Source organism: Paenibacillus peoriae KCTC 3763, assembly GCF_000236805.1.
In the GTDB taxonomy this organism is placed as follows: domain Bacteria; phylum Bacillota; class Bacilli; order Paenibacillales; family Paenibacillaceae; genus Paenibacillus; species Paenibacillus peoriae.
Genome location: NZ_AGFX01000040.1, coordinates 42,027 through 61,756 on the forward strand (window position 1 = coordinate 42,027; position 19,730 = coordinate 61,756).

18 protein-coding genes and 1 rRNA gene are annotated in these 19,730 nt (G+C 47.2%); all 19 read right to left on the reverse strand.

What is annotated here, in order from left to right; translation table 11 throughout:
- Positions 1-285: 285 nt before the first annotated feature.
- On the reverse strand, positions 286-930 hold the full coding sequence (sigH, locus tag KQI_RS0120950) for an RNA polymerase sporulation sigma factor SigH (RefSeq protein ID WP_007432598.1): 645 nt from the start codon (positions 928-930) through the stop codon (positions 286-288).
- Between the two features lie 162 nt (positions 931-1,092).
- The gene (locus KQI_RS0120955) at positions 1,093-1,614 is read right to left on the reverse strand and encodes an NYN domain-containing protein (RefSeq protein WP_010348823.1); all 522 of its coding nucleotides are present in this window, start codon (positions 1,612-1,614) and stop codon (positions 1,093-1,095) included.
- A 4-nt stretch (positions 1,615-1,618) separates the two neighbouring features.
- On the reverse strand, positions 1,619-2,365 hold the full coding sequence (rlmB, locus tag KQI_RS0120960) for a 23S rRNA (guanosine(2251)-2'-O)-methyltransferase RlmB (protein ID WP_010348824.1): 747 nt from the start codon (positions 2,363-2,365) through the stop codon (positions 1,619-1,621).
- 55 nt (positions 2,366-2,420) lie between these two features.
- Positions 2,421-2,879, reverse strand: coding sequence for a Mini-ribonuclease 3 (locus KQI_RS0120965; RefSeq protein ID WP_010348825.1), 459 nt, complete (start codon positions 2,877-2,879; stop codon positions 2,421-2,423).
- Positions 2,876-4,279, reverse strand: coding sequence for a cysteine--tRNA ligase (gene cysS, locus KQI_RS0120970; protein ID WP_010348826.1), 1,404 nt, complete (start codon positions 4,277-4,279; stop codon positions 2,876-2,878). Before cysS ends, KQI_RS0120965 begins: the two co-directional genes overlap by 4 nt.
- A 24-nt stretch (positions 4,280-4,303) precedes the next feature.
- Positions 4,304-4,984, reverse strand: a complete 681-nt coding sequence (gene cysE / locus KQI_RS0120975; RefSeq protein ID WP_010348827.1) for a serine O-acetyltransferase — start codon at positions 4,982-4,984, stop codon at positions 4,304-4,306.
- Between the two features lie 486 nt (positions 4,985-5,470).
- A complete protein-coding gene (gltX, locus tag KQI_RS0120980) occupies positions 5,471-6,931 on the reverse strand; it encodes a glutamate--tRNA ligase (protein WP_010348828.1) in 1,461 nt (486 codons plus the stop codon).
- Between the two features lie 39 nt (positions 6,932-6,970).
- On the reverse strand, positions 6,971-7,447 hold the full coding sequence (gene ispF, locus KQI_RS0120985) for a 2-C-methyl-D-erythritol 2,4-cyclodiphosphate synthase (RefSeq protein WP_010348830.1): 477 nt from the start codon (positions 7,445-7,447) through the stop codon (positions 6,971-6,973).
- Positions 7,444-8,142 carry a 2-C-methyl-D-erythritol 4-phosphate cytidylyltransferase gene (ispD, locus tag KQI_RS0120990; RefSeq protein WP_007432606.1) on the reverse strand — a complete coding sequence of 233 codons (699 nt, stop codon included), beginning with the start codon at positions 8,140-8,142 and terminating at the stop codon, positions 7,444-7,446. The genes ispF and ispD overlap by 4 nt, the downstream gene beginning before the upstream one ends.
- A gap of 70 nt (positions 8,143-8,212) precedes the next feature.
- The gene (locus tag KQI_RS0120995; RefSeq protein ID WP_010348831.1) at positions 8,213-9,298 is read right to left on the reverse strand and encodes a PIN/TRAM domain-containing protein; all 1,086 of its coding nucleotides are present in this window, start codon (positions 9,296-9,298) and stop codon (positions 8,213-8,215) included.
- A gap of 191 nt (positions 9,299-9,489) precedes the next feature.
- Complete coding sequence (pssA, locus tag KQI_RS0121000; protein WP_010348832.1) at positions 9,490-10,236, reverse strand: CDP-diacylglycerol--serine O-phosphatidyltransferase; 747 nt, start codon at positions 10,234-10,236, stop codon at positions 9,490-9,492.
- 54 nt (positions 10,237-10,290) lie between these two features.
- On the reverse strand, positions 10,291-11,367 hold the full coding sequence (gene disA, locus KQI_RS0121005; protein WP_010348833.1) for a DNA integrity scanning diadenylate cyclase DisA: 1,077 nt from the start codon (positions 11,365-11,367) through the stop codon (positions 10,291-10,293).
- A 12-nt stretch (positions 11,368-11,379) separates the two neighbouring features.
- On the reverse strand, positions 11,380-12,753 hold the full coding sequence (gene radA, locus KQI_RS0121010; RefSeq protein ID WP_007432610.1) for a DNA repair protein RadA: 1,374 nt from the start codon (positions 12,751-12,753) through the stop codon (positions 11,380-11,382).
- Between the two features lie 241 nt (positions 12,754-12,994).
- Positions 12,995-15,439 carry an ATP-dependent protease ATP-binding subunit ClpC gene (clpC, locus tag KQI_RS0121015; protein WP_010348834.1) on the reverse strand — a complete coding sequence of 815 codons (2,445 nt, stop codon included), beginning with the start codon at positions 15,437-15,439 and terminating at the stop codon, positions 12,995-12,997.
- A gap of 44 nt (positions 15,440-15,483) precedes the next feature.
- Positions 15,484-16,548, reverse strand: coding sequence for a protein-arginine kinase McsB (locus KQI_RS0121020; protein WP_010348835.1), 1,065 nt, complete (start codon positions 16,546-16,548; stop codon positions 15,484-15,486).
- 29 nt (positions 16,549-16,577) lie between these two features.
- Positions 16,578-17,102: a protein-arginine kinase activator protein McsA gene (locus tag KQI_RS0121025; protein WP_010348836.1), complete on the reverse strand. Its 525-nt coding sequence runs from the start codon at positions 17,100-17,102 to the stop codon at positions 16,578-16,580.
- Positions 17,103-17,186: 84 nt separating this feature from the next.
- Positions 17,187-17,651: a CtsR family transcriptional regulator gene (locus KQI_RS0121030; protein WP_010348837.1), complete on the reverse strand. Its 465-nt coding sequence runs from the start codon at positions 17,649-17,651 to the stop codon at positions 17,187-17,189.
- 610 nt (positions 17,652-18,261) lie between these two features.
- Positions 18,262-19,449: a GNAT family N-acetyltransferase gene (locus tag KQI_RS0121035; RefSeq protein ID WP_010348838.1), complete on the reverse strand. Its 1,188-nt coding sequence runs from the start codon at positions 19,447-19,449 to the stop codon at positions 18,262-18,264.
- 163 nt (positions 19,450-19,612) lie between these two features.
- A 5S ribosomal RNA gene (gene rrf / locus KQI_RS0121040) occupies positions 19,613-19,729 on the reverse strand.
- Between the last annotated feature and the right edge of the window lies 1 nt (position 19,730).

The window sequence follows — 19,730 nt, forward strand, 5'->3', positions numbered from 1 at the left end:
ATCCTAAAAAAACCGCGAATTTAGGCCTACCTAAAACACTTTATCACACGGGGTTTTCCATGTCAACGAATGTTTGCATACATTTTGCAGTCTCAACTGTGGTGCATTTTAACATCTGTTCATCCTTAGAAGATATTCCCTGAAAAACCGCTTCAAGATCCAAGCGACATCTATTATTCATATTTTTTAGTATAAATCATTTTCAACACATATAAACCTGCGGTTCCTGCTCTTATCGAATAAAAAAAGACTCAGACTCGAGCCTTTCCTTGTCAGCCTCTACTTTCAACTATCCCTTACTTCCAGATACTTTTCAAGTTTACGCTTGACCCGTTGCAGTGCATTATCAATCGATTTTACATGGCGGTCAAGATCCTCTGCAATCTCCTGATACGAACGTCCGTCCAGATACAGCATAAGTACCTTTCGTTCCAGCTCGCTCAGAATTTCCGACATCTTGTCTTCGAGCCCCACAAACTCTTCCTGATTAATAATTAATTCCTCAGGGTCACTTACTTGTGTTCCGCAAATCACATCGAGCAACGTCCGGTCTGACTCTTCATCATAGATGGGCTTGTCCAGAGATACGTAAGAATTCAGGGGAATGTGCTTTTGTCGTGTAGCCGTCTTGATTGCCGTAATAATCTGTCGCGTAATGCATAACTCGGCAAAGGCCTTGAACGAAGAAAGCTTGTCTCCCTTAAAATCACGAATGGATTTGTAGAGACCAATCATGCCCTCCTGAATAATATCCTCGCGATCAGCGCCGATCAGGAAGTAGGATCTGGCCTTGGCCCGCACAAAGTTCCGGTACTTATTAATCAGAAACTCCAGCGCCTCCCCATCACCTTCATGGACTGCTCCGACAATGTCTTCATCATTTTTGTAATCAAACTTTGACAACATGATATCCTTGAGGTCCACACTCACTAACAATCCCTCCGGCTGCAACGCAAGGTACCCGTTACTCTCTCAAATATACGACAAGTATACGCGATGCAACCTGATACCGTCAACCACAACAGCCTAAAAAAGAAGAGCGCTAACAAAATTGTCAATGGTTTCAAAATGGAGGGGCGACCAATTACTGGATTATTCTCTTCTCCATCGTTCAAACAACTTTCGAAGCTCCGGGCTCAACTTGGCATCCAGCGAGTTACGGGACAATTTGGCGCTATCCTGCTGAATTCGCTTTTGTACTTCCCTTTCAGATTCCTCAATCTCGATTAGCAGTTCCCGTGCCGATACTCTGAGTGCTCCCTGGCCAAAAGCGACATGCTGCTCTACCTGATCACTTGTCGCTACGTAAATGCTTCTCCTCTTGCCGCTTAGTTCCCGAACCAATCGCTCGATGCACTCGTCTGCTGTCTCTTTTTCTCTCGTAAAATAAATCTGGACTTTACTCTGGGCAAAAGTTTTACCCAATCCTGGCACCCTGTAAGCATCAAATACGACGATGACTCTTCTGCCGGAATACGCCTGATGATCCGCGAGTCGTTCGAGAAGTCTGTCCCTCGCTTCTTGCATACCAGATTCTACCAGTGCGGAAAGTTCGGGCCAGGCTCCAATCATGTTGTAACCGTCCACAAGCAGAACATCCCGCGTGTCAGCCATATCGTTAGCCCCGTGCCTGTCGTCCGCGCAATACTTCGTACATAACGACACCTGCAGCTACAGAAGCATTCAGGGAATTGATTTGCCCCGCCATCGGCAGCTTGACGAGCACGTCGCATTTTTCACGAATCAAACGACCCATTCCTTTATTTTCGTTGCCAATGACAATGGCTACCGGCCCCGTGAATACTCCATTCCCAAAAACAGGGTCGGTCGCTGCCACATCCGTGCCAACTACCCATACCCCTTCTTCTTTAAGACGATCAATGGTTTGCCCCAAATTATTCACACGCGCCACCGGGACATACTCAGCAGCACCTGCCGACGTTTTGGACACCGTTGCAGTTACGGCTGCCGAACGTCTTTTGGGCACAATAACACCATGCACCCCTGTGCAGTCCGCTGTACGAAGGATTGAGCCCAGATTATGTGGGTCTTCAATTTCATCGAGTAAAATCAAAAACGGCTCTTCCCCTTTATTGCGGGCATTGGTGAGCAATTCTTCCACTTCAGCATAGGCAAAAGGCGCAGCCTGTGCAACCACTCCCTGATGCTGAATCCCCGGCACCATTTGATCCAGCTTACGCTTGTCCACCTGCTGAACGATGATCCCTGCTTTTTTGGCCTCAGCTGTAATCGGTAGTGTCAAATGCTTTTGCGCATTGTCTGCAATCCATATTTTATTGATCGTTCTGCCTGAACGTAATGCCTCCGTTACCGAATGCTTACCGGCAATCCATTCTTCTTCCATATCTAGCTTCCTCCCGGGAAACGCCAGATGCTAAATCCATCTGATTCGTTCCCAATTATGATTTTTCTGTATTTTCCATTTGTGCAATACCGTACGTGATCAATTCTCTCAATCTGTACAAGCGCCCATCGCTATAGAGAAAGCCGATCAGTGCCTCCAGCGCAGTCGCGTGACGGTACTCAAGTACATCCGCATTTTTGGGCAGGCTTCCTGACTTGGCGTTTCTTCCTTGCCGGACAATGTCGCACTCTTCCTCCGTCAGCACCTTTTCCAGCAGTCCCAGCATACGGCTCTGCGCCTTCGCGGAGACCAGCCCTGTGGCTCGGCGATGCAAATGATTGGGGCGCAGGTTGGGCTGTGCCAACAAATATTGACGGACGGCGACCTCATACACGGCATCGCCAATGTAAGCTAACGCAATGGGAGGCATCAGGCGGGCCGGTTTGGACGCAGGATACGGGAACCAGTTGCCCACGTCCTCCAAAGCCCCCGTATTCAGTGGCTTATCACTCATTTTCGACGCCACCGCATACCCTGCGCTGTGTCCTCAAGCACAATACCTTTAGCAGCCAGCAGATCGCGAATTTCATCAGCTCTGCCCCAGTTTTTGGTTTTACGAGCTTCGACACGTTCAGCGATTAATTGCTCAATTTCATCATCCAGCAGCTCTTCTACTGGTTCCGAATATATACGAAGTACTTTATTCATCGAATAGAAGGTATGCAACACGGCCTTCAATTCCGCCTGATTGACAACATCACGCTGCAACAAATGGTTGGCTTCGCTGACCCATTCGAATACCGCAGTAATCGCATCAGGTGTATTGAAGTCATCATCCATTTTTTCGCCAAACTGCTGCAGAATCCCGTCAAGCTTCGTTTGCAACTCAGCCGATACTTCTTCATCACCTTTCAAAGCATTGGCTAAACGATGCTTTACGTTGGCAACTGCATTGGCAATCCGTTCGACACTGTTCTCCGCCTGACTCATCGTCTCTTGGTTGTAGTTCAACGGATTGCGGTAATGTGTCGACAGCATAAAATAGCGTAAAGCCTCGGGCTTATGACGAGCACGCAGATCTTTAACCAAAATACCATTACCGAGCGATTTCGACATTTTTTCATTATCAATGCGAATGTATCCGTTATGCATCCAGTAGCGGGCCAATGGCTTACCCGTAATCGCTTCGGATTGCGCGCATTCACATTCATGATGCGGAAATTGCAAATCCTGTCCGCCTCCATGGATGTCCAGCGTATCCCCCAAATAATGGCGAGCCATAGCTGAGCATTCGATATGCCAACCCGGTCGTCCATCTCCCCAAGGGCTCGACCAATAAATTTCTCCCGGCTTTGCTGCCTTCCAGAGTACAAAATCCTCGGCATTTTCCTTACGCTCATCCACATGGATGCGAATTCCGAACTGTAGCTCCTCCAGATTTTGGCCTGACAGTTGTCCGTAATCTTTGAACTTTTTGGTCCGATAGAACACATCGCCATCATTCTCATAGGCATAGTCTTTGTCTACCAGTTCCTTAATAAAATCAATGATCAGCTCCATGCTCTCTGTTACGCGCGGATTTATGCTGGCAGCAGGAACATTCAATCCGGTCAGATCCTCATGATAGGCTGCAATAAATTTCTCGGCAACTGCCGGAACCTCCATATCAAGTTCCCGAGCTTTACGGATCAGCTTATCATCGACATCTGTAAAATTTACTACATAGTTCACATCATAGCCCAAATACTCCAGGTAGCTGCGTACCACGTCAAACACAATTACAGGTCGTGCATTACCAATATGAATATAATCATACACGGTAGGTCCGCATACATACATTTTAACCTTTCCAGGCTCCTGTGGCACAAAAGGCTCCCGACTCCTCGTCATTGTATTATAAATTTGAAGCGGCATCGTTATGTTCCTCCCTCATGAAAATTATCCTTGTAATTTATTCTCTTGGGTTACCTGATGTTTCCGAGCAGATTGCTCATCCTTCAAATCAGACAATTCTGCACGTAATCGTTCTATTTCCAACTGAAGAGCCCGTATAGAATCGACGACCGGATCAGGCAGCTGATGACTAAGTCGGTCTGGACGTCTGCCATCCTGTCTGACCACTCGCCCCGGTATCCCCACTACCGTACTATTAGGCGGAACCTCTTTAAGTACAACCGAGTTGGAGCCAATGTTAGACTGCGCCCCAATTGTAAAAGAGCCCAATATCTTGGCGCCAGAGCCTATAACTACATTATTCCCAATGGTGGGATGGCGCTTCCCCTTCTCTTTTCCGGTCCCTCCAAGAGTGACCCCCTGATACAATACGACATCGTCGCCGATCTCACAGGTTTCACCGATGACCACCCCCATGCCATGGTCAATGAACAGCCGATCTCCGATACGAGCGCCAGGATGAATTTCAATGCCTGTCATAAAACGCGATACTTGAGATATAACACGGGCTACAGTACACCAGTTTCGCAAATAAAACCAATGTGCGATTCGGTGTGCCCAAAGGGCATGAACGCCGGAATACGTAAAAATGACCTCCAGCTTACTCCGGGCGGCCGGATCATTATCCAAAACAGTCTGAATGTCGGATTTGATATGTCTGAACATGTCGCCCTCCTATTCCCTCCATATCCTTGCCACATCTTCACAAAACTTCACGTTTCGCCAATTTTCGCATCCATCAGCACTCTTCGACATTTTTCAATCTATGACGAGTCTGAATCTGATAAAAATGAAAAAGCGCCTCCGCAGCCTGAGCTGCAGAGACGCATGAACGTGGTTCCACTCTGCTTCGGACATATCTACTGCCTAAAAAGCAGAGAAGTCCGTCTTTGGCGTCCGGTAACGGGAACGACTCGGCACGCCCTTGCCACAACCAGCGGTTGATGCTGATTAGGGTTCGGGCGCACGGCTCCCAGGTGCATTTCCTCCGCAGGTCATCTGGACGGCTTCCAGCCCGGGGTTTCCCTCGGCCGTCCTCTCTGGCAGATGCCCATATGCAGTGTACTTCTCCTGTTCGCAGCCTTTACACGTAATATCAATCCGTATCAATGGAGTCATTATAGCGAAAAGACAACAAATTGACAAGAAATATCAGCCTTTAATTTGTGCCTTAAGTCGGTTTAACACCTTGTCACGTCCAAGCAAATAGATGGTTTCGTTCAGATCCCGACCATGAGTTTGGCCTGTAAGCGCCACACGAATCGGCATGAACAGCTGTTTACCCTTAAAGCCGGTTTCCTTTTGCACTTCCTTAATCAGCTTGGCCATTTGCGGAGCAGTAAATTCCTCGCTTGCTTCAACCTTGCTGGCAAAGGCTCTGAGTACCTCAGGAACCTGCTCTTCGGCCAGCACAGCCGCCGCTTCAGCATCCATCTCCAGGTGTGAACGGAAAAACTGCTCAGACAACGCTACAATATCGGACGCAGAAGTCATCTGCTCTTGATATAAGCGAACGAGGGCCTTAGCCCAATCCTGCTGTTCCGCCGACAATTCGGCCGGCAACAGCCCCGCTGCCTGCAAATGAGGAATCGCCATGCTGGCAATCCGTTCAGGATCAGCCTTTTTAATATAGTGATTGTTCAGGTAAGCAAGTTTGTTTGTATCAAATACGGCCGGACTTTTGGACAAACGATTGGGATCGAAAATTGAAATCAGTTGCTCCCGATCATAGATCTCTTCTTCGCCTTCCGGGGACCAGCCCAGCAGCGCAATAAAGTTGAATATAGCTTCCGGCAGATAGCCCAACTTGTCATACTGCGCCATGAACTGAATAATGGACTCGTTACGTTTGCTGAGCTTTTTGTGATCCTCGCCTACGATCAGCGTCATATGACCAAAGCGTGGAGGCTCCCAGCCGAGAGCTTCAAAAATCATCAACTGCCGCGGTGTATTGGAAACATGATCCTCACCCCGTAGTACATGTGATATTTTCATCAAATAATCATCAACTGCTACAGCGAAGTTATATGTCGGAATACCGTCTTTTTTGACGATAACAAAATCGCCGCTCTCCTTGGAATTGAACGTAATTTGACCTTTAACGATATCGTCAAACGTATACTCACGGTCTTCCGGTACACGAAAACGAATGCTTGGCACACGGCCCTCTGCCTCAAATGCCTGACACTGTTCTTCTGTTAAGTCACGGTGCTTTCCAGAATAGCGTGGTGTCTCCCCACGTGCCGTCTGCTCCTCACGCTCGCGTTCCAGTTCCTCCTCCGTGCAGTAGCAGCGGTAGGCCAAACCACGATCCAGCAAATCCTGCCAGTATGTTTTGTATATGTCCAAGCGTTCGGTCTGGCGATAAGGTCCAAACTCGCCTCCCACGTCTACACTCTCATCCCAGTCCATGCCCAACCATTTCAAATATTTAAGCTGGCTTTCCTCTCCACCCTCAATATTCCGCTTTACATCTGTATCTTCGATGCGAATAATAAATTTCCCGCCTTGATTGCGGGCAAACAAATAATTAAATAATGCCGTTCTGGCATTTCCAATATGCAAATGTCCTGTAGGGCTTGGTGCATAGCGTACACGAACTTCCGAGCTCATATAATCTCCTCCAAATTGAATTACTCAAGATGATAGCATTTATTTGATAAGACAGACAACCGATTGAGCCGCGATCCCTTCGCCCCGCCCGGTAAAGCCAAGCTGCTCTGTCGTAGTCGCCTTGACATTGACCTGGGATGGCTCCTCTGCTTCCAGCGCGCGGGCGATGACTTCACTCATCTGCGGGATGTACGATGCCATCTTGGGCTTTTGCGCAATAATCGTAGAATCGATATTCCCCAAGCGATATCCCCGCTCTTTAGCCAGGCCCCAGACATGCTCCAGCAGCTTCAGGCTGTCGGCATCCTTAAATTCCGGGTCGTTATCCGGAAAATGCTTTCCGATGTCTCCCAAGCCAAGCGCGCCAAGGATTGCATCGGTAATGGCATGCAGCAGCACATCTGCATCGGAATGACCCAGCAAACCTTTTTCATACGGAATATTCACGCCTCCGATGATGCATGGCCTTCCTTCCACCAGCTGGTGAACGTCAAATCCTTGTCCTACTCTGATCACTTGATATCCTCTCCCTCTGTCTTTACCCATAACGCCGCCATGTCCAAATCCTCAGGCGTAGTAATTTTGATGTTCTTGTAGCTGCCTTGAACAACCGTAACCGGAATGCCTAGCCGCTCCACCAACATAGAATCATCTGTTCCCAAAAATCCCGCCTGCTCCGCTTCCTCATAGGCACGAAGCAAATCGGAAAGACGAAAAGTCTGTGGCGTTTGAATGCTCCACAGACTTCGGCGATCCGGCGTTGCTGTAATGATACCATCCCCGTTCACTTGCTTGACTGTATCCTTTACAGGTACTGCCGCTACAGAAGCACCGGTACGCTGGGCCGCCTCCAGACATGAACGTACAAGCTCAGGCTGGATCAATGGGCGCACACCATCATGCACCATCACCCAATCCGCATGCAGGTGGCGCAGGCCGCGATACACCGAGTGTTGGCGTTCACTGCCACCAGCTACTACCTGCACCTCTTTACCGATCTGGTATTGACGAATCCATTCCCGACAGCGCTCCACATCTTCAGCTCCCGTCACCATCACCATTTCATCCACTTCGGGCATAGCTGCAAATATTTCAAGTGTATGTATGAAGATGGGCTTATCCCGCAAAAGCAGAAATTGCTTACTCTCCTGCGTCCCCATACGGGAGCCGCGCCCGGCCGCTACAATAACGACTCCTACCCGATTGTTCATTGAAATAACTCCTGCCCTAATCGTACTTGTACGATCCGTATGATAACACATCTACTTCATCATACCGCGTTTATTGAGCTTTTTCCAATAATTTCGGTTTAGCAAAGATCATACGACCTGCAGAGGTCTGAAGTACACTTGTGACCAGCACCTCCATCAGGGAACCGATATAGTCACGTCCGCCCTCTACAACAATCATCGTACCATCATCCAGATAGGCTACACCCTGTCCATGCTCCTTGCCGTCTTTAATAATCTGTACCATAATTTCCTCACCGGGCAGTACGACAGGCTTGACTGCATTCGCCAAATCGTTAATGTTCAGCACCGATACACCTTGAAGCTCACATACCTTATTCAGGTTAAAATCATTGGTTACAACTTTACCCTCCAGCACCTTTGCCAGCTTGACCAGCTTACTGTCGACCTCTGAAATTTCCTCAAAATCCCCTTCATAAATGAGCACATTCACATCCAGCTCTTTTTGGATTTTATTCAAAATATCCAGACCCCGACGTCCACGATTACGCTTAAGTAAATCAGATGAATCTGCAATATGCTGAAGCTCCTCCAACACAAATTCAGGAATCACAATCGTCCCCTCAATAAAACCTGTCTTGCAAATATCCGCAATGCGCCCATCTATAATGACGCTGGTGTCCAAAATTTTATGTTCCTCCAGCTTACGTTCTTCTACGCCTGTCCCCCGGCCAAAAAAGCCAGAGCTCCAAAAGGATGACAGCTCGTCCCGCTTTTCCAGACCAACCATCAATCCTACATATCCGCCTACAATGGTAACGGCTGTCTGAATTAGTTGACCAGGTGCTCCCAACCATGATAAGAGCGGGTATACCGCTAAGGAAAGTATCAATCCCACCGCTAATCCAATTACACCTGCCAGCAACTCATTCATAGGTATCCGTACCAAGCCTTCAATACCCTGCTGCAGCCGATTCGCCACCGATGCCCCTGCAAATGAGCAACCAGCCATAAACAGCACTGCTCCCGCAATCATCCAAACGGCCATGCCCGGTAAAGTACCATCATTTAACCACTGCGGCATCCATGATACGATTCCTCCTACCCGATAGTACAACGTATAGCCAAACCATGCTCCGCACAATCCTGTAAAAGTTAAAATAGCCTTTCTCCACATCGAGTCTCTATACCTCCTTTATTTGTTTTCATACATCCTGCTATTTATTGGATAAACACCACTTTCCTTACCAGTATGATCCAATTTTCGCCCAACTAACCCTGTGTTTTTATTTTTTTATGCATAAAAAAAGCATTTATCTCCCTGAGATGATTCAAGGAAATAAATGCTCATTTGTTTCTTGCCCAATACTAACGCTGCGAATGACGGTATTGATCGTCCTGTTCTTCCTGATTGGAACGCTCCCGATCACGTCCACGTCTGCGTGAAAGCTTACGGATGTTCAATTTCATCCCATATAATGCATACAGCACCAGTGGAACAAATATCAGTTTCGACAGCTGATCGGGAAATTTAACAGCCAGCACTACTGCTGCAATCACGACCCAAGGAGCGATCCAGATCGTTTTTTTCGGCAGGCCAACCTTTTTAAAATTCGGATATCTCATGGAGCTGACCATCAAATAAGAGACCAGCAGCATGGCAATCGACATGTATAACAATGAAATATCATTATGGAATAAGGACAAAGTGGCTAATACGCCACCTGCTGCCGGAATTGGCAAACCGGTGAAATAACCTGGTACACCGGGGCGTACGTTAAACCGAGCCAAACGCAAAGCTCCACACATCGGAAAAATGGCCGTAACCGTCCAAGCCAAAGCCGAATTGGCATCATGAAAAGCAACCATGTACATAATAACTGCAGGAGCTACACCAAAAGATATCATATCTGATAAGGAGTCCAGTTCTTTACCGAATTCGCTCTGGGCATTCAGCGCCCGGGCCATTCTTCCGTCCAGTCCGTCCAACAACATGGCGACAATGACCATAATAGCGGCAAGACTGTACTTTCCGTCTATGGCCAATAAAATGGCGATCATTCCGAGAAACAAGTTACCCAAGGTAAACATGTTCGGAATTGATTTGGTAATCATCTCTTCACCTCGATGTATGAATTGTTCCATTATAATCCTTTCACTGTATTACATTTACATTTGCCTGTCAATGAAAACTTGCTCCTGCAACCGTTTAAGACCTTCTTTAATTGTACGCGCACGAACCTCTCCAATGCCATCCACTTCATCCAGCTCTTCAATCGTGGCTGTCATCACATGCGTAAAACGTCCAAACCGCTCCACCAGATTATGAATAATCACATTCGGCAAACGCGGTATCTTGTTCAGCACCCGATACCCGCGTGCAGCAATATACTCCTCTGACGTCGCAGCCGAAGACGGATAACCAAGTAAACGTACAGTATGGTTCACATCCAGCAACTCGTCGTCCGTAGATCGCTTGAGTCCGAGTATAATTTCACGGATTTTCTCGTCGCTGTCGTCTTTAGCATAGTCCTTGTACAGCAGCCAGGCTTCTTCCTCTATATTGCTGACAAGCTCCTCCATCTGCATGCTAATGAGTCGGCCTTCGTTTCCAAGCTCGTTAATAAAGCGTTTGATTTCCATTTTAATGCGCAATACCATTTCAATCCGCTGGATGACATTAACGACCTCCGGCATGGTCACCAGTTCTTCGAATTCAGATGCTGTCAAATTCGTCGAGGCTTGCCCCAACACAGCTCTATATTTCTCCAGCGTCTGAATCGCCTGATTGGCTTTCGTTAAGATGACTCCGATTTCCTTGAGCGCATAGCGTAGCGTTCCCTGATACAACGTGATAATATTACGCCGCTGAGAAATGGACACAACTAGCTTGCCTGTCTGCTTTGCAACTCGCTCTGCTGTCCGGTGCCGAATTCCTGTTTCAATCGACGAAATAGAAGAGTCAGGAATCAATTGCGTATTTGCGTATAAAATCCGCTTTAAATCTTCGCTCAATATGATTGCGCCGTCCATTTTAGCCAATTCATACAAATAGTTCGGCGAAAAATCACAGTTAATAGAGAAACCACCATCCACGACTTCCATTACTTCCGGGCTATAGCCAACGACCAGAAGAGCACCCGTTTTAGCACGTAAAACGTTTTCCAATCCGTCGCGAAAGGGAGTTCCCGGTGCCACAAGCCGCAGCAAATCGTTCATTTTATCCAGTTGGCTCGCTTCTTTCATTCTCATTGCCCCCTAATCTAATGCGGCTGCCAATGCATCTGCCACCGTTGCTACTCCTATAATTTGTATCCCTTTCGGATGTGTCCAGCCCTTCAAGCTTTTCTCCGGCATGATCACCCGTTTGAATCCCAGCTTCTCCGCTTCCCTCACTCGCTGCTCTGCTCGGGATACAGCTCGCACCTCGCCTGTCAGCCCTACTTCGCCAAAAATCACATCGTATGGCTTGGTAGGGGCATCCCGAAAGCTGGAAGCGATGCTCACCGCTATAGCCAAATCCACTGCAGGCTCATCCAGCTTCACACCTCCGGCTACATTAAGATAGGCATCCTGATTTTGCAAAAACATGCCCATCCGCTTTTCCAGCACAGCGATGATTAATCCCATCCGATGATGGTCGATTCCTGTACCCATTCGGCGTGGAGAAGGAAAATGCGTGGCTGCAATCAGTGCCTGCAGCTCAACCAGCACAGGTCGGGTTCCTTCCACACTGGCTACGACAGTGGAACCAGCCACCCCCAGTGGTCGTTCGGACAGGAAAAGCTCAGAAGGATTAGCCACCTCACGCAAACCACTTTCAGCCATTTCAAAAATACCAATTTCATTCGTAGAACCGAAACGGTTCTTAACTGCACGCAGCAGCCGATACGTGTGATGACGCTCTCCTTCAAAATAAAGCACGCAATCGACCATATGCTCCAACAGACGCGGACCTGCAATTGCCCCTTCTTTGGTCACATGTCCTACCAGTACCGTAGCAATACCTAGTCCCTTGGCAATTCGCATAAAGCGTGAAGTACACTCCCGCACCTGAGCCACACTCCCCGGCGCACTTGTCACCTCAGGCAAATATACGGTCTGAATAGAGTCGATCACCAAAAACTCGGGCTTCAAGCTGTCCACTGCTTCTTCAATCGTCTCCAAATTTGTCTCACATAATACGTATAAATTGGGAGACAAAGCACCCAGACGGTCTGCACGCAGCTTCGTTTGACGAACCGACTCCTCACCAGACACGTACAGCACCTTTAAACCGGTTAAAGCGAGTTCATTAGATGTTTGTAGCATAAGCGTAGATTTGCCAATTCCCGGATCACCGCCCACCAGAACAAGGGACCCTGGCACTACACCTCCGCCGAGCACACGATTCAATTCGCCAATTCCCGTCAAAATTCGTGCTTCTTTGCCACTCTCTACCTCAATAATAGGTAGCGGCTTATCTTTTGTGCTATGAGTAAGAAGGGAAGAACCCATTCCTTGAGTTTTTACAATGCTTTCCGTTTCTTCCACCATGGAATTCCATGCCTGGCATCCAGGACATTTTCCGTACCATTTGGGCGATTCATACCCGCATTCGGTGCAGGAAAATTTAGTTTTCACTTTAGCCATACTTTGATCCCTGGCTCCTTATTGACGACGAATAATGTCAAATTTATCTTTTACAGCCCGGAAAGAGCTGTAACAATAAAAGTTTACCATTGAAGCTTGGCGGACGTAAAGCGATATCACAAACTTTTCCAAAGCATTTATCCAACACTTTCACAGTGTTCAATACACAAAAAAGGTGCCTTCGCAATGGCTTTTCAGCCTGCGAGACACCCTTTTGCACAACTTTATTTAGTAAAACGTTTTAGGACTTCGCGGATACGTTATCCTTCTTCGTTACTGCCAATGCACCGTTCTCCTCATCAATGAGCAGAGAATCACCTTTGCTAATATTTCCAGACAACAGTTCCTCGGACAGACGATCCTCAATATGCTTCTGGATTGCACGACGCAATGGACGCGCACCATAAGCCGGATCGAAGCCTTCCTTCGCAAGGAAGGTCTTAGCCTTGTCTGTCAGTTCAAAGTCCACCTCGTACTCGTTTAGGCGCTTACGCAGCTCCTCAGACATGAGCGACACGATTTCGGCGATATGTTTTTCTTCAAGAGAATGGAAAACGATAATTTCATCAATCCGGTTCAAGAACTCAGGACGGAAGCTTTTCTTCAGTTCATCCATCACTTTGCCCTTCATGTTATCGTAATCCGCTCCAGCGTCCACAACAGCCGTAAAGCCAAGCGTGGAGTTACGTTTGATCGCCTGTGCACCAACATTGGAGGTCAGGATGATGAGTGTGTTGCGGAAGTCAACAACACGTCCTTTGGAATCCGTCAGACGTCCATCTTCCAGCACTTGCAGCAGAATATTGAATACTTCTGGGTGTGCTTTTTCGATTTCATCCAGCAACACAACAGAGTAAGGCTTACGACGTACCTTCTCGGTCAGTTGGCCGCCTTCTTCATATCCAACATACCCTGGAGGCGCTCCTACCAGACGGGACGTGGAGTGCTTCTCCATATATTCGGACATATCGATACGGATAACCGCATTTTCATCTCCGAACATGGATTCAGCCAATGCACGTGCCAATTCGGTTTTACCAACTCCAGTTGGACCGAGGAAAATAAATGAGCCGATCGGACGCTTCGGATCTTTCAGACCAGCGCGTGCCCGGCGAATGGCCCGGCTTACCGCCTTAACAGCTTCGTCCTGTCCAATCACCCGTTCATGCAGCAGCTGTTCCATATTCAGCAATCGGTGTGTCTCTTCCTCTTTCAGCTTGCTAACTGGAACACCTGTCCAGATTGCAACGACCTGAGCGATATCCTCCGGCGTAACTTCGGAATCTGTACGACCCTGTTGTTCTTTCCATTGGTTTTTCGTAACATCCAGCTCTTCACGAATTTTTTGTTCTGTATCACGCAACGCTGCTGCCTTTTCAAACTCCTGGCTTTGTACCGCTGAATCCTTTTCCTTACGGATATCTTCGAGACGGTTTTCCAGCTGTTTCAGGTTTGGCGGTACGGTGTAGGAATTCAGCCTTACCTTGGAACCCGCTTCGTCAATAAGGTCAATGGCCTTATCCGGCAGAAAGCGGTCGGTGATATAACGGTCAGACAATTTTACTGCTGCTTCAATAGCCTCATCCGTGATTTTCACACGATGATGCGCTTCGTAACGGTCACGCAGACCATACAAAATTTGAATTGCTTCTTCCGGAGAAGGCTGATCCACAGTAATCGGTTGGAAACGACGCTCCAAAGCAGCATCCTTCTCAATATATTTACGGTATTCATCCAGTGTTGTTGCACCGATGCATTGCAGTTCGCCACGCGCCAATGCAGGCTTCAGGATGTTGGAGGCATCAATTGCACCTTCCGCTCCACCAGCACCGATCAGCGTATGCAGCTCATCAATGAACAATACAATGTTTCCGGCTTGACGAATCTCGTCCATAATTTTTTTCAAACGATCCTCAAATTCACCACGATACTTGGTGCCTGCTACCACAGAGCCCATATCGAGTGTCATTACGCGTTTGTCGCGCAGCGTTTCAGGAATCTCATTTGCTATAATTTTTTGTGCCAGTCCTTCGGCAATCGCCGTTTTACCTACACCAGGCTCACCAATCAGAACCGGATTGTTCTTAGTACGACGGCTGAGCACCTGAATGACACGCTCGATTTCCTTGCTGCGCCCAATAACAGGGTCCAAGTTGTTTTCCTTCGCAGATGCCGTCAGATCACGTGCGAGACTATCCAGGGTTGGTGTGCTGACATTAGCCGGAGCACCGTGATGGCTGGAAACCGCCTCGCTGCTGCCGAGCAATTGAAGCACTTGCTGACGCGCTTTGTTCAGACTGATGCCCAGATTGTTCAGTACACGGGCCGCTACGCCTTCGCCTTCACGAATGAGACCGAGCAAAATATGCTCTGTGCCCACATAGGTATGACCCAGTTTACGCGCTTCATCCATGGACAGCTCGATGACCTTTTTGGCGCGTGGGGTATAGGCAATGTTCGTCGGTTGCTCTTGACCGCGTCCAATAAGCGTCTCCACTTCATCCTGGATTTTTTCCAGTCCCAGCCCTAAACCGATCAAGGCTTTGGCTGCTATTCCTTCACCTTCACGAATAAGGCCGAGCAAAATGTGCTCTGTGCCAATGTTGTTATGTCCCAATCGAACTGCTTCTTCCTGGGCCAAGGCAAGCACTTTTTGTGCACGTTCCGTAAATCTTCCAAACATCATATATCCTGCACCTCCACAGTGTGTATTTCAGATAAAACTATATATTAAAGGGTTGTGCCTAATTTTTGCCGGATCAGCTTCGCCCGGTACATATCGCGCTCACCGGTGTTCATTTTATCGCCAAAGCTTTTTTGCAGGAATCCGGGTTGGGTCATCACATTCAGCTCATTCATCGCTGCGATGGATGGACGCTCCAAAATCCCTAAATCCACACCGAGACGTACATCGGACAGCCGCTGCGCAGCCTCCTTCGAATCCAGCACCGCTGCATATGACAAAATACCGAATGAACGCATCACTCGATCTGTAATTCGCAGCATGGACTCATTCATCAGCCGTTCTCTGGCAGAACGCTCGTGCTCTATAATTTGCAGCACCACGCCATGTAGATTTTCAATAATCTCCGCTTCGGTTTGTCCTAATGTAATCTGATTGGATATCTGAAACAAATTACCGACCGCTTCGCTGCCTTCACCATAAATACCGCGAACCGTAAGACCTACCTGTGAAACAGCGGACAATATACGATTGATTTGGTGAGTCATGACTAATGCGGGCAGATGCATCATCACGGAAGCTCTCATACCTGTGCCGACATTTGTCGGACAACTGGTCAGAAAACCTCTCCGATCATCAAATGCATAATCAACATGCGCTTCAAATGCATCATCAATGACCATAGCTCGTTCCCAAGCTTCTCTAACCTGACATCCCGGATACAAGCACTGAATACGCAGATGATCCTCTTCGTTTATCATAACACTAACCGATTCATCATCACTAATCAACACAGCACCGTTACGAGATTCGTTCGCCAAATTAGGACTAATCAAATGCTTCTCAACCAGTACCTGCTTGTCGATCTCATCCAACTCAGATATTTTCAAGGTATGAAAAGTACCAAAACGACCCAAATCATCATACTGAAGGATATCCGTCAAGCGTTGGAGCACTTCTTCCGACTGCTGATTGGTTGCAAGCATGGGAAAAGGCAGATGTTGCAAGTTACGCGCAATTCTTACCCGACTGCTAATGACAATCTCCGAATCCGCAGCATCACCACGCATCCAATCACTTAGCGGCTTTTCCGTAAATCGGATATTGGGCATCACGCATTCCCTCCTACTCTTCACAAACTTTACTCTTCAGTCATTTCTTTTTCAAGCTTTCTGATTTGGTCCCTAAGCTCAGCAGCTGCCTCGAATTCTTCCTGTACAATATGCTGTTGCATCTCTTTTTTCAAATCGTCAATTTGCCGTTTAACCTTCAATCGGCCTCCAGTCCGGACCGGAACTTTACCCACATGACCTGTGCTGCCATGCACACGCTTGAACAGAGGGTCCAGACGACTGTCAAAATATTGGTAGCACGACGGGCACCCAAAACGCCCCAGTTTACTAAACTGTGTATAGGTCATGCCACAATCCTTGCATTGCAGATTTTGTGGACCAGTGTGGCCTGGAGACTGGCTCTTGGTGCTGGAGTCAAAATCCAGCATCCCCGACAACAAGCTATGAATCGAAAAGCCGTTAGGTGTTCCGGGGATCATCTCCCCTTTTTCCCTTGCACACGTCTCACAAAAATGAAACTCTGTCTTTTCGCCATTCACAATTTTGGTGAAATGCAAAGTTGCCGGCCGCATATTACATTCTTGGCACAGCATAAAAGCACCTCCTTCAACGTCTGGATTTTCACAAATCCCTACATCTGAATCGCAAATCTCTATTCACTGGTTAATGGCTACTAGCTATTTGGTCGCCAGCAGCGAGATCAGCATAGCTTTAAGCAACCTTGCCCGCAGTTGGTCACGATAGGGAAGCTTCAGTAATAATGTATCCCTCGATAAAGCGGCCTTCATTAAACATGCTTCTCTTTTACTTAAAAAATGAGCTTCCTCCAACTGATAAATCAGTCCTTCTGCCGCCGATTGGCTAATTTCCTCCCCGATGCTCTGATGAAGGTGTGTGTGGATCGCATGCTGTGCAGGCAACTGAATTCGCTGAATGCGAATGTAGCCCCCACCACCACGCTTACTTTCCACCACATAGCCTTTTTCCAGCGTAAAACGGGTACTAATTACATAATTGATCTGCGACGGCACGCAGGAAAAGTGGTCAGCCAAATCATTACGCTGAATCTCCACTAAACCCTGGGGACTTTCCAGCAATATGTTCTTCAAATATTGTTCAATAATATCGGAAACATTGCGCATTTCATCATCCTCCACTAACGGAAACGCAAGTATTCAAGTACATTTCACGCTCCACAGAGTCCGCCGTATATTGAACTTAACCAAACGGTAAAGTCACGAATCTAAGCTGTATCAGGACTTCTCAGCCTACTGCATCTCTTGAACACGTGCCGTTTAGTCTCTAGTGTGACCTATATTTGCGAAAAATCATACACTTCTCTTATGTTGATAAGAGGCAGCTTCTAACTATCCACAAATGATTTCGATCTTCGCTAGCTTCTTGCTGTTAAAATACTTTATACGGCCAATCAATCAGCATAATTACCTTGGAATGGATCACACTAGATTCAATTGACTTTGACTTTCTTTGACTATATTCACATTATAGCATACTTTTCATTTTTGCCAAGGGGTCAATACCATTTTTCGCAATCTAATTATGTTTTATACAATATAAGAAAAAAACTCTCTCCATTCTGGAAAGAGTCCTAAAAAAGCATTAAATAAACTGAAACTTAAAAGCTAACCATCTTGAAAGTTTCCCACTATGCCACTCTCGTACTACTACACAAATGGATCGTGCTTCCCGGCGTCAATACCACCAGTTTCTCGAATAAAATCTGGGCCGGGATTAGAAAAAATCCAACAAAAACGTCTGTTTTACTGGTATTACACGTTTCAGTGCAGACACAGACTCACCACGTCCTTCAACACGCCCCCACTTATATAGATCATCAGCCCGTTGATAGCCAAGCATCAGGGTCGTCAACGACTGGATATCAAGACTCAAGTCAGTTGCAACGAAGTTTTCGGAAGAATTGCTTGTATCTACACTCTCTAAATGTCCTCGTCCTTCCGCGTTTATCGTCAATGTCCATACTCCTTCATTCCATGGGGCATAACGATCTGACAGATTCAAGGTCAAGCGTGTTTCCTCTCCAATTGCCTCAAAAGGGTATTTCTCTACAAAAGCAGCTGCATCCACAATCCGACCCATAAAATAAGGCACCGTTTCCTGTTGAACTCGTGGATCATCGAGTAAAAATGGCAGATTGTCATCTGCAGGAACGTAAATAAATTTACCTTGGGTTATCATGGAGTCATGATTTGCAAAATAAGTCCATAAGGCCCGACGTGCTGTTTCATTCTCATATACCATTTCATCGCAATTCAGCTGCTTATCTTCAATTTTGTATAGTGCATATCCCTGTGGGGTGCCTGCTTCAGAATAATAAACTACGGTTCGATAGTTCTTATTTAGAATCCGCTCCTGCCACCATTCCTTATCCCGTACCAGCGTGCCATTATAACACGAAGCATACGCTTGATACACTTGGTTCAGTTCAGAAACATCTTTTATATCCCGCTTGACTGTACCTTCTGTCTTAAGCTTAGCAGGAAATTTGTCAATCGGGATAACATACTTTTTGTACTCAGTATACGTTTCCCATCCAAATTTACGATAGAAGGCAAAGGAGAATGGATGCAGAAATGAAAGGCTTTGTCCCGCAGACTTCATCTCTTTAAGCGCATGCGTCAACAAACGTGAAACCATGCCCCCGCGACGCTTTTCCGGCCATGTTGCCACACCTGCGATACCACCCATCTCAAAAACCTGACCATGTATGTATACCTGCAAAGGCAGCAAGGTCAGCTTAGCATTCAAGTCAAGTCCGTCAAAGATGCCCCATGCTTGTTCTGGCTTAAACCTTTTCTTGGATTTCTCCAGATCCTCCGGAGACATTGTAAACTGAAAAGCATATTGGGATAATTCAATAGCAGCTTCAAATTCCTCACTTCGTAATTGTCTGATCTCCATAGCCTCGCCACCTCGCTCGTATACTTATGTTTCCATAAAAAGATTGTGCACTTAGAGTGTCGCAAAGCCTTTTCTTTCTGTCAACCTTAGGAATCGATAGTGATCGTTAAAATACATAAAAAGGACCATGATCTCAATGAGATCATGGTCCTCTTTACTTGTTGCTTGGCAACGTCCTACTCTCCCAGGACCCTGCGGTCCAAGTACCATCGGCGCTGGAGGGCTTAACGGTCGTGTTCGGGATGGGTACGTGTGGAACCCCTCCGCTATCGCCACCAAAC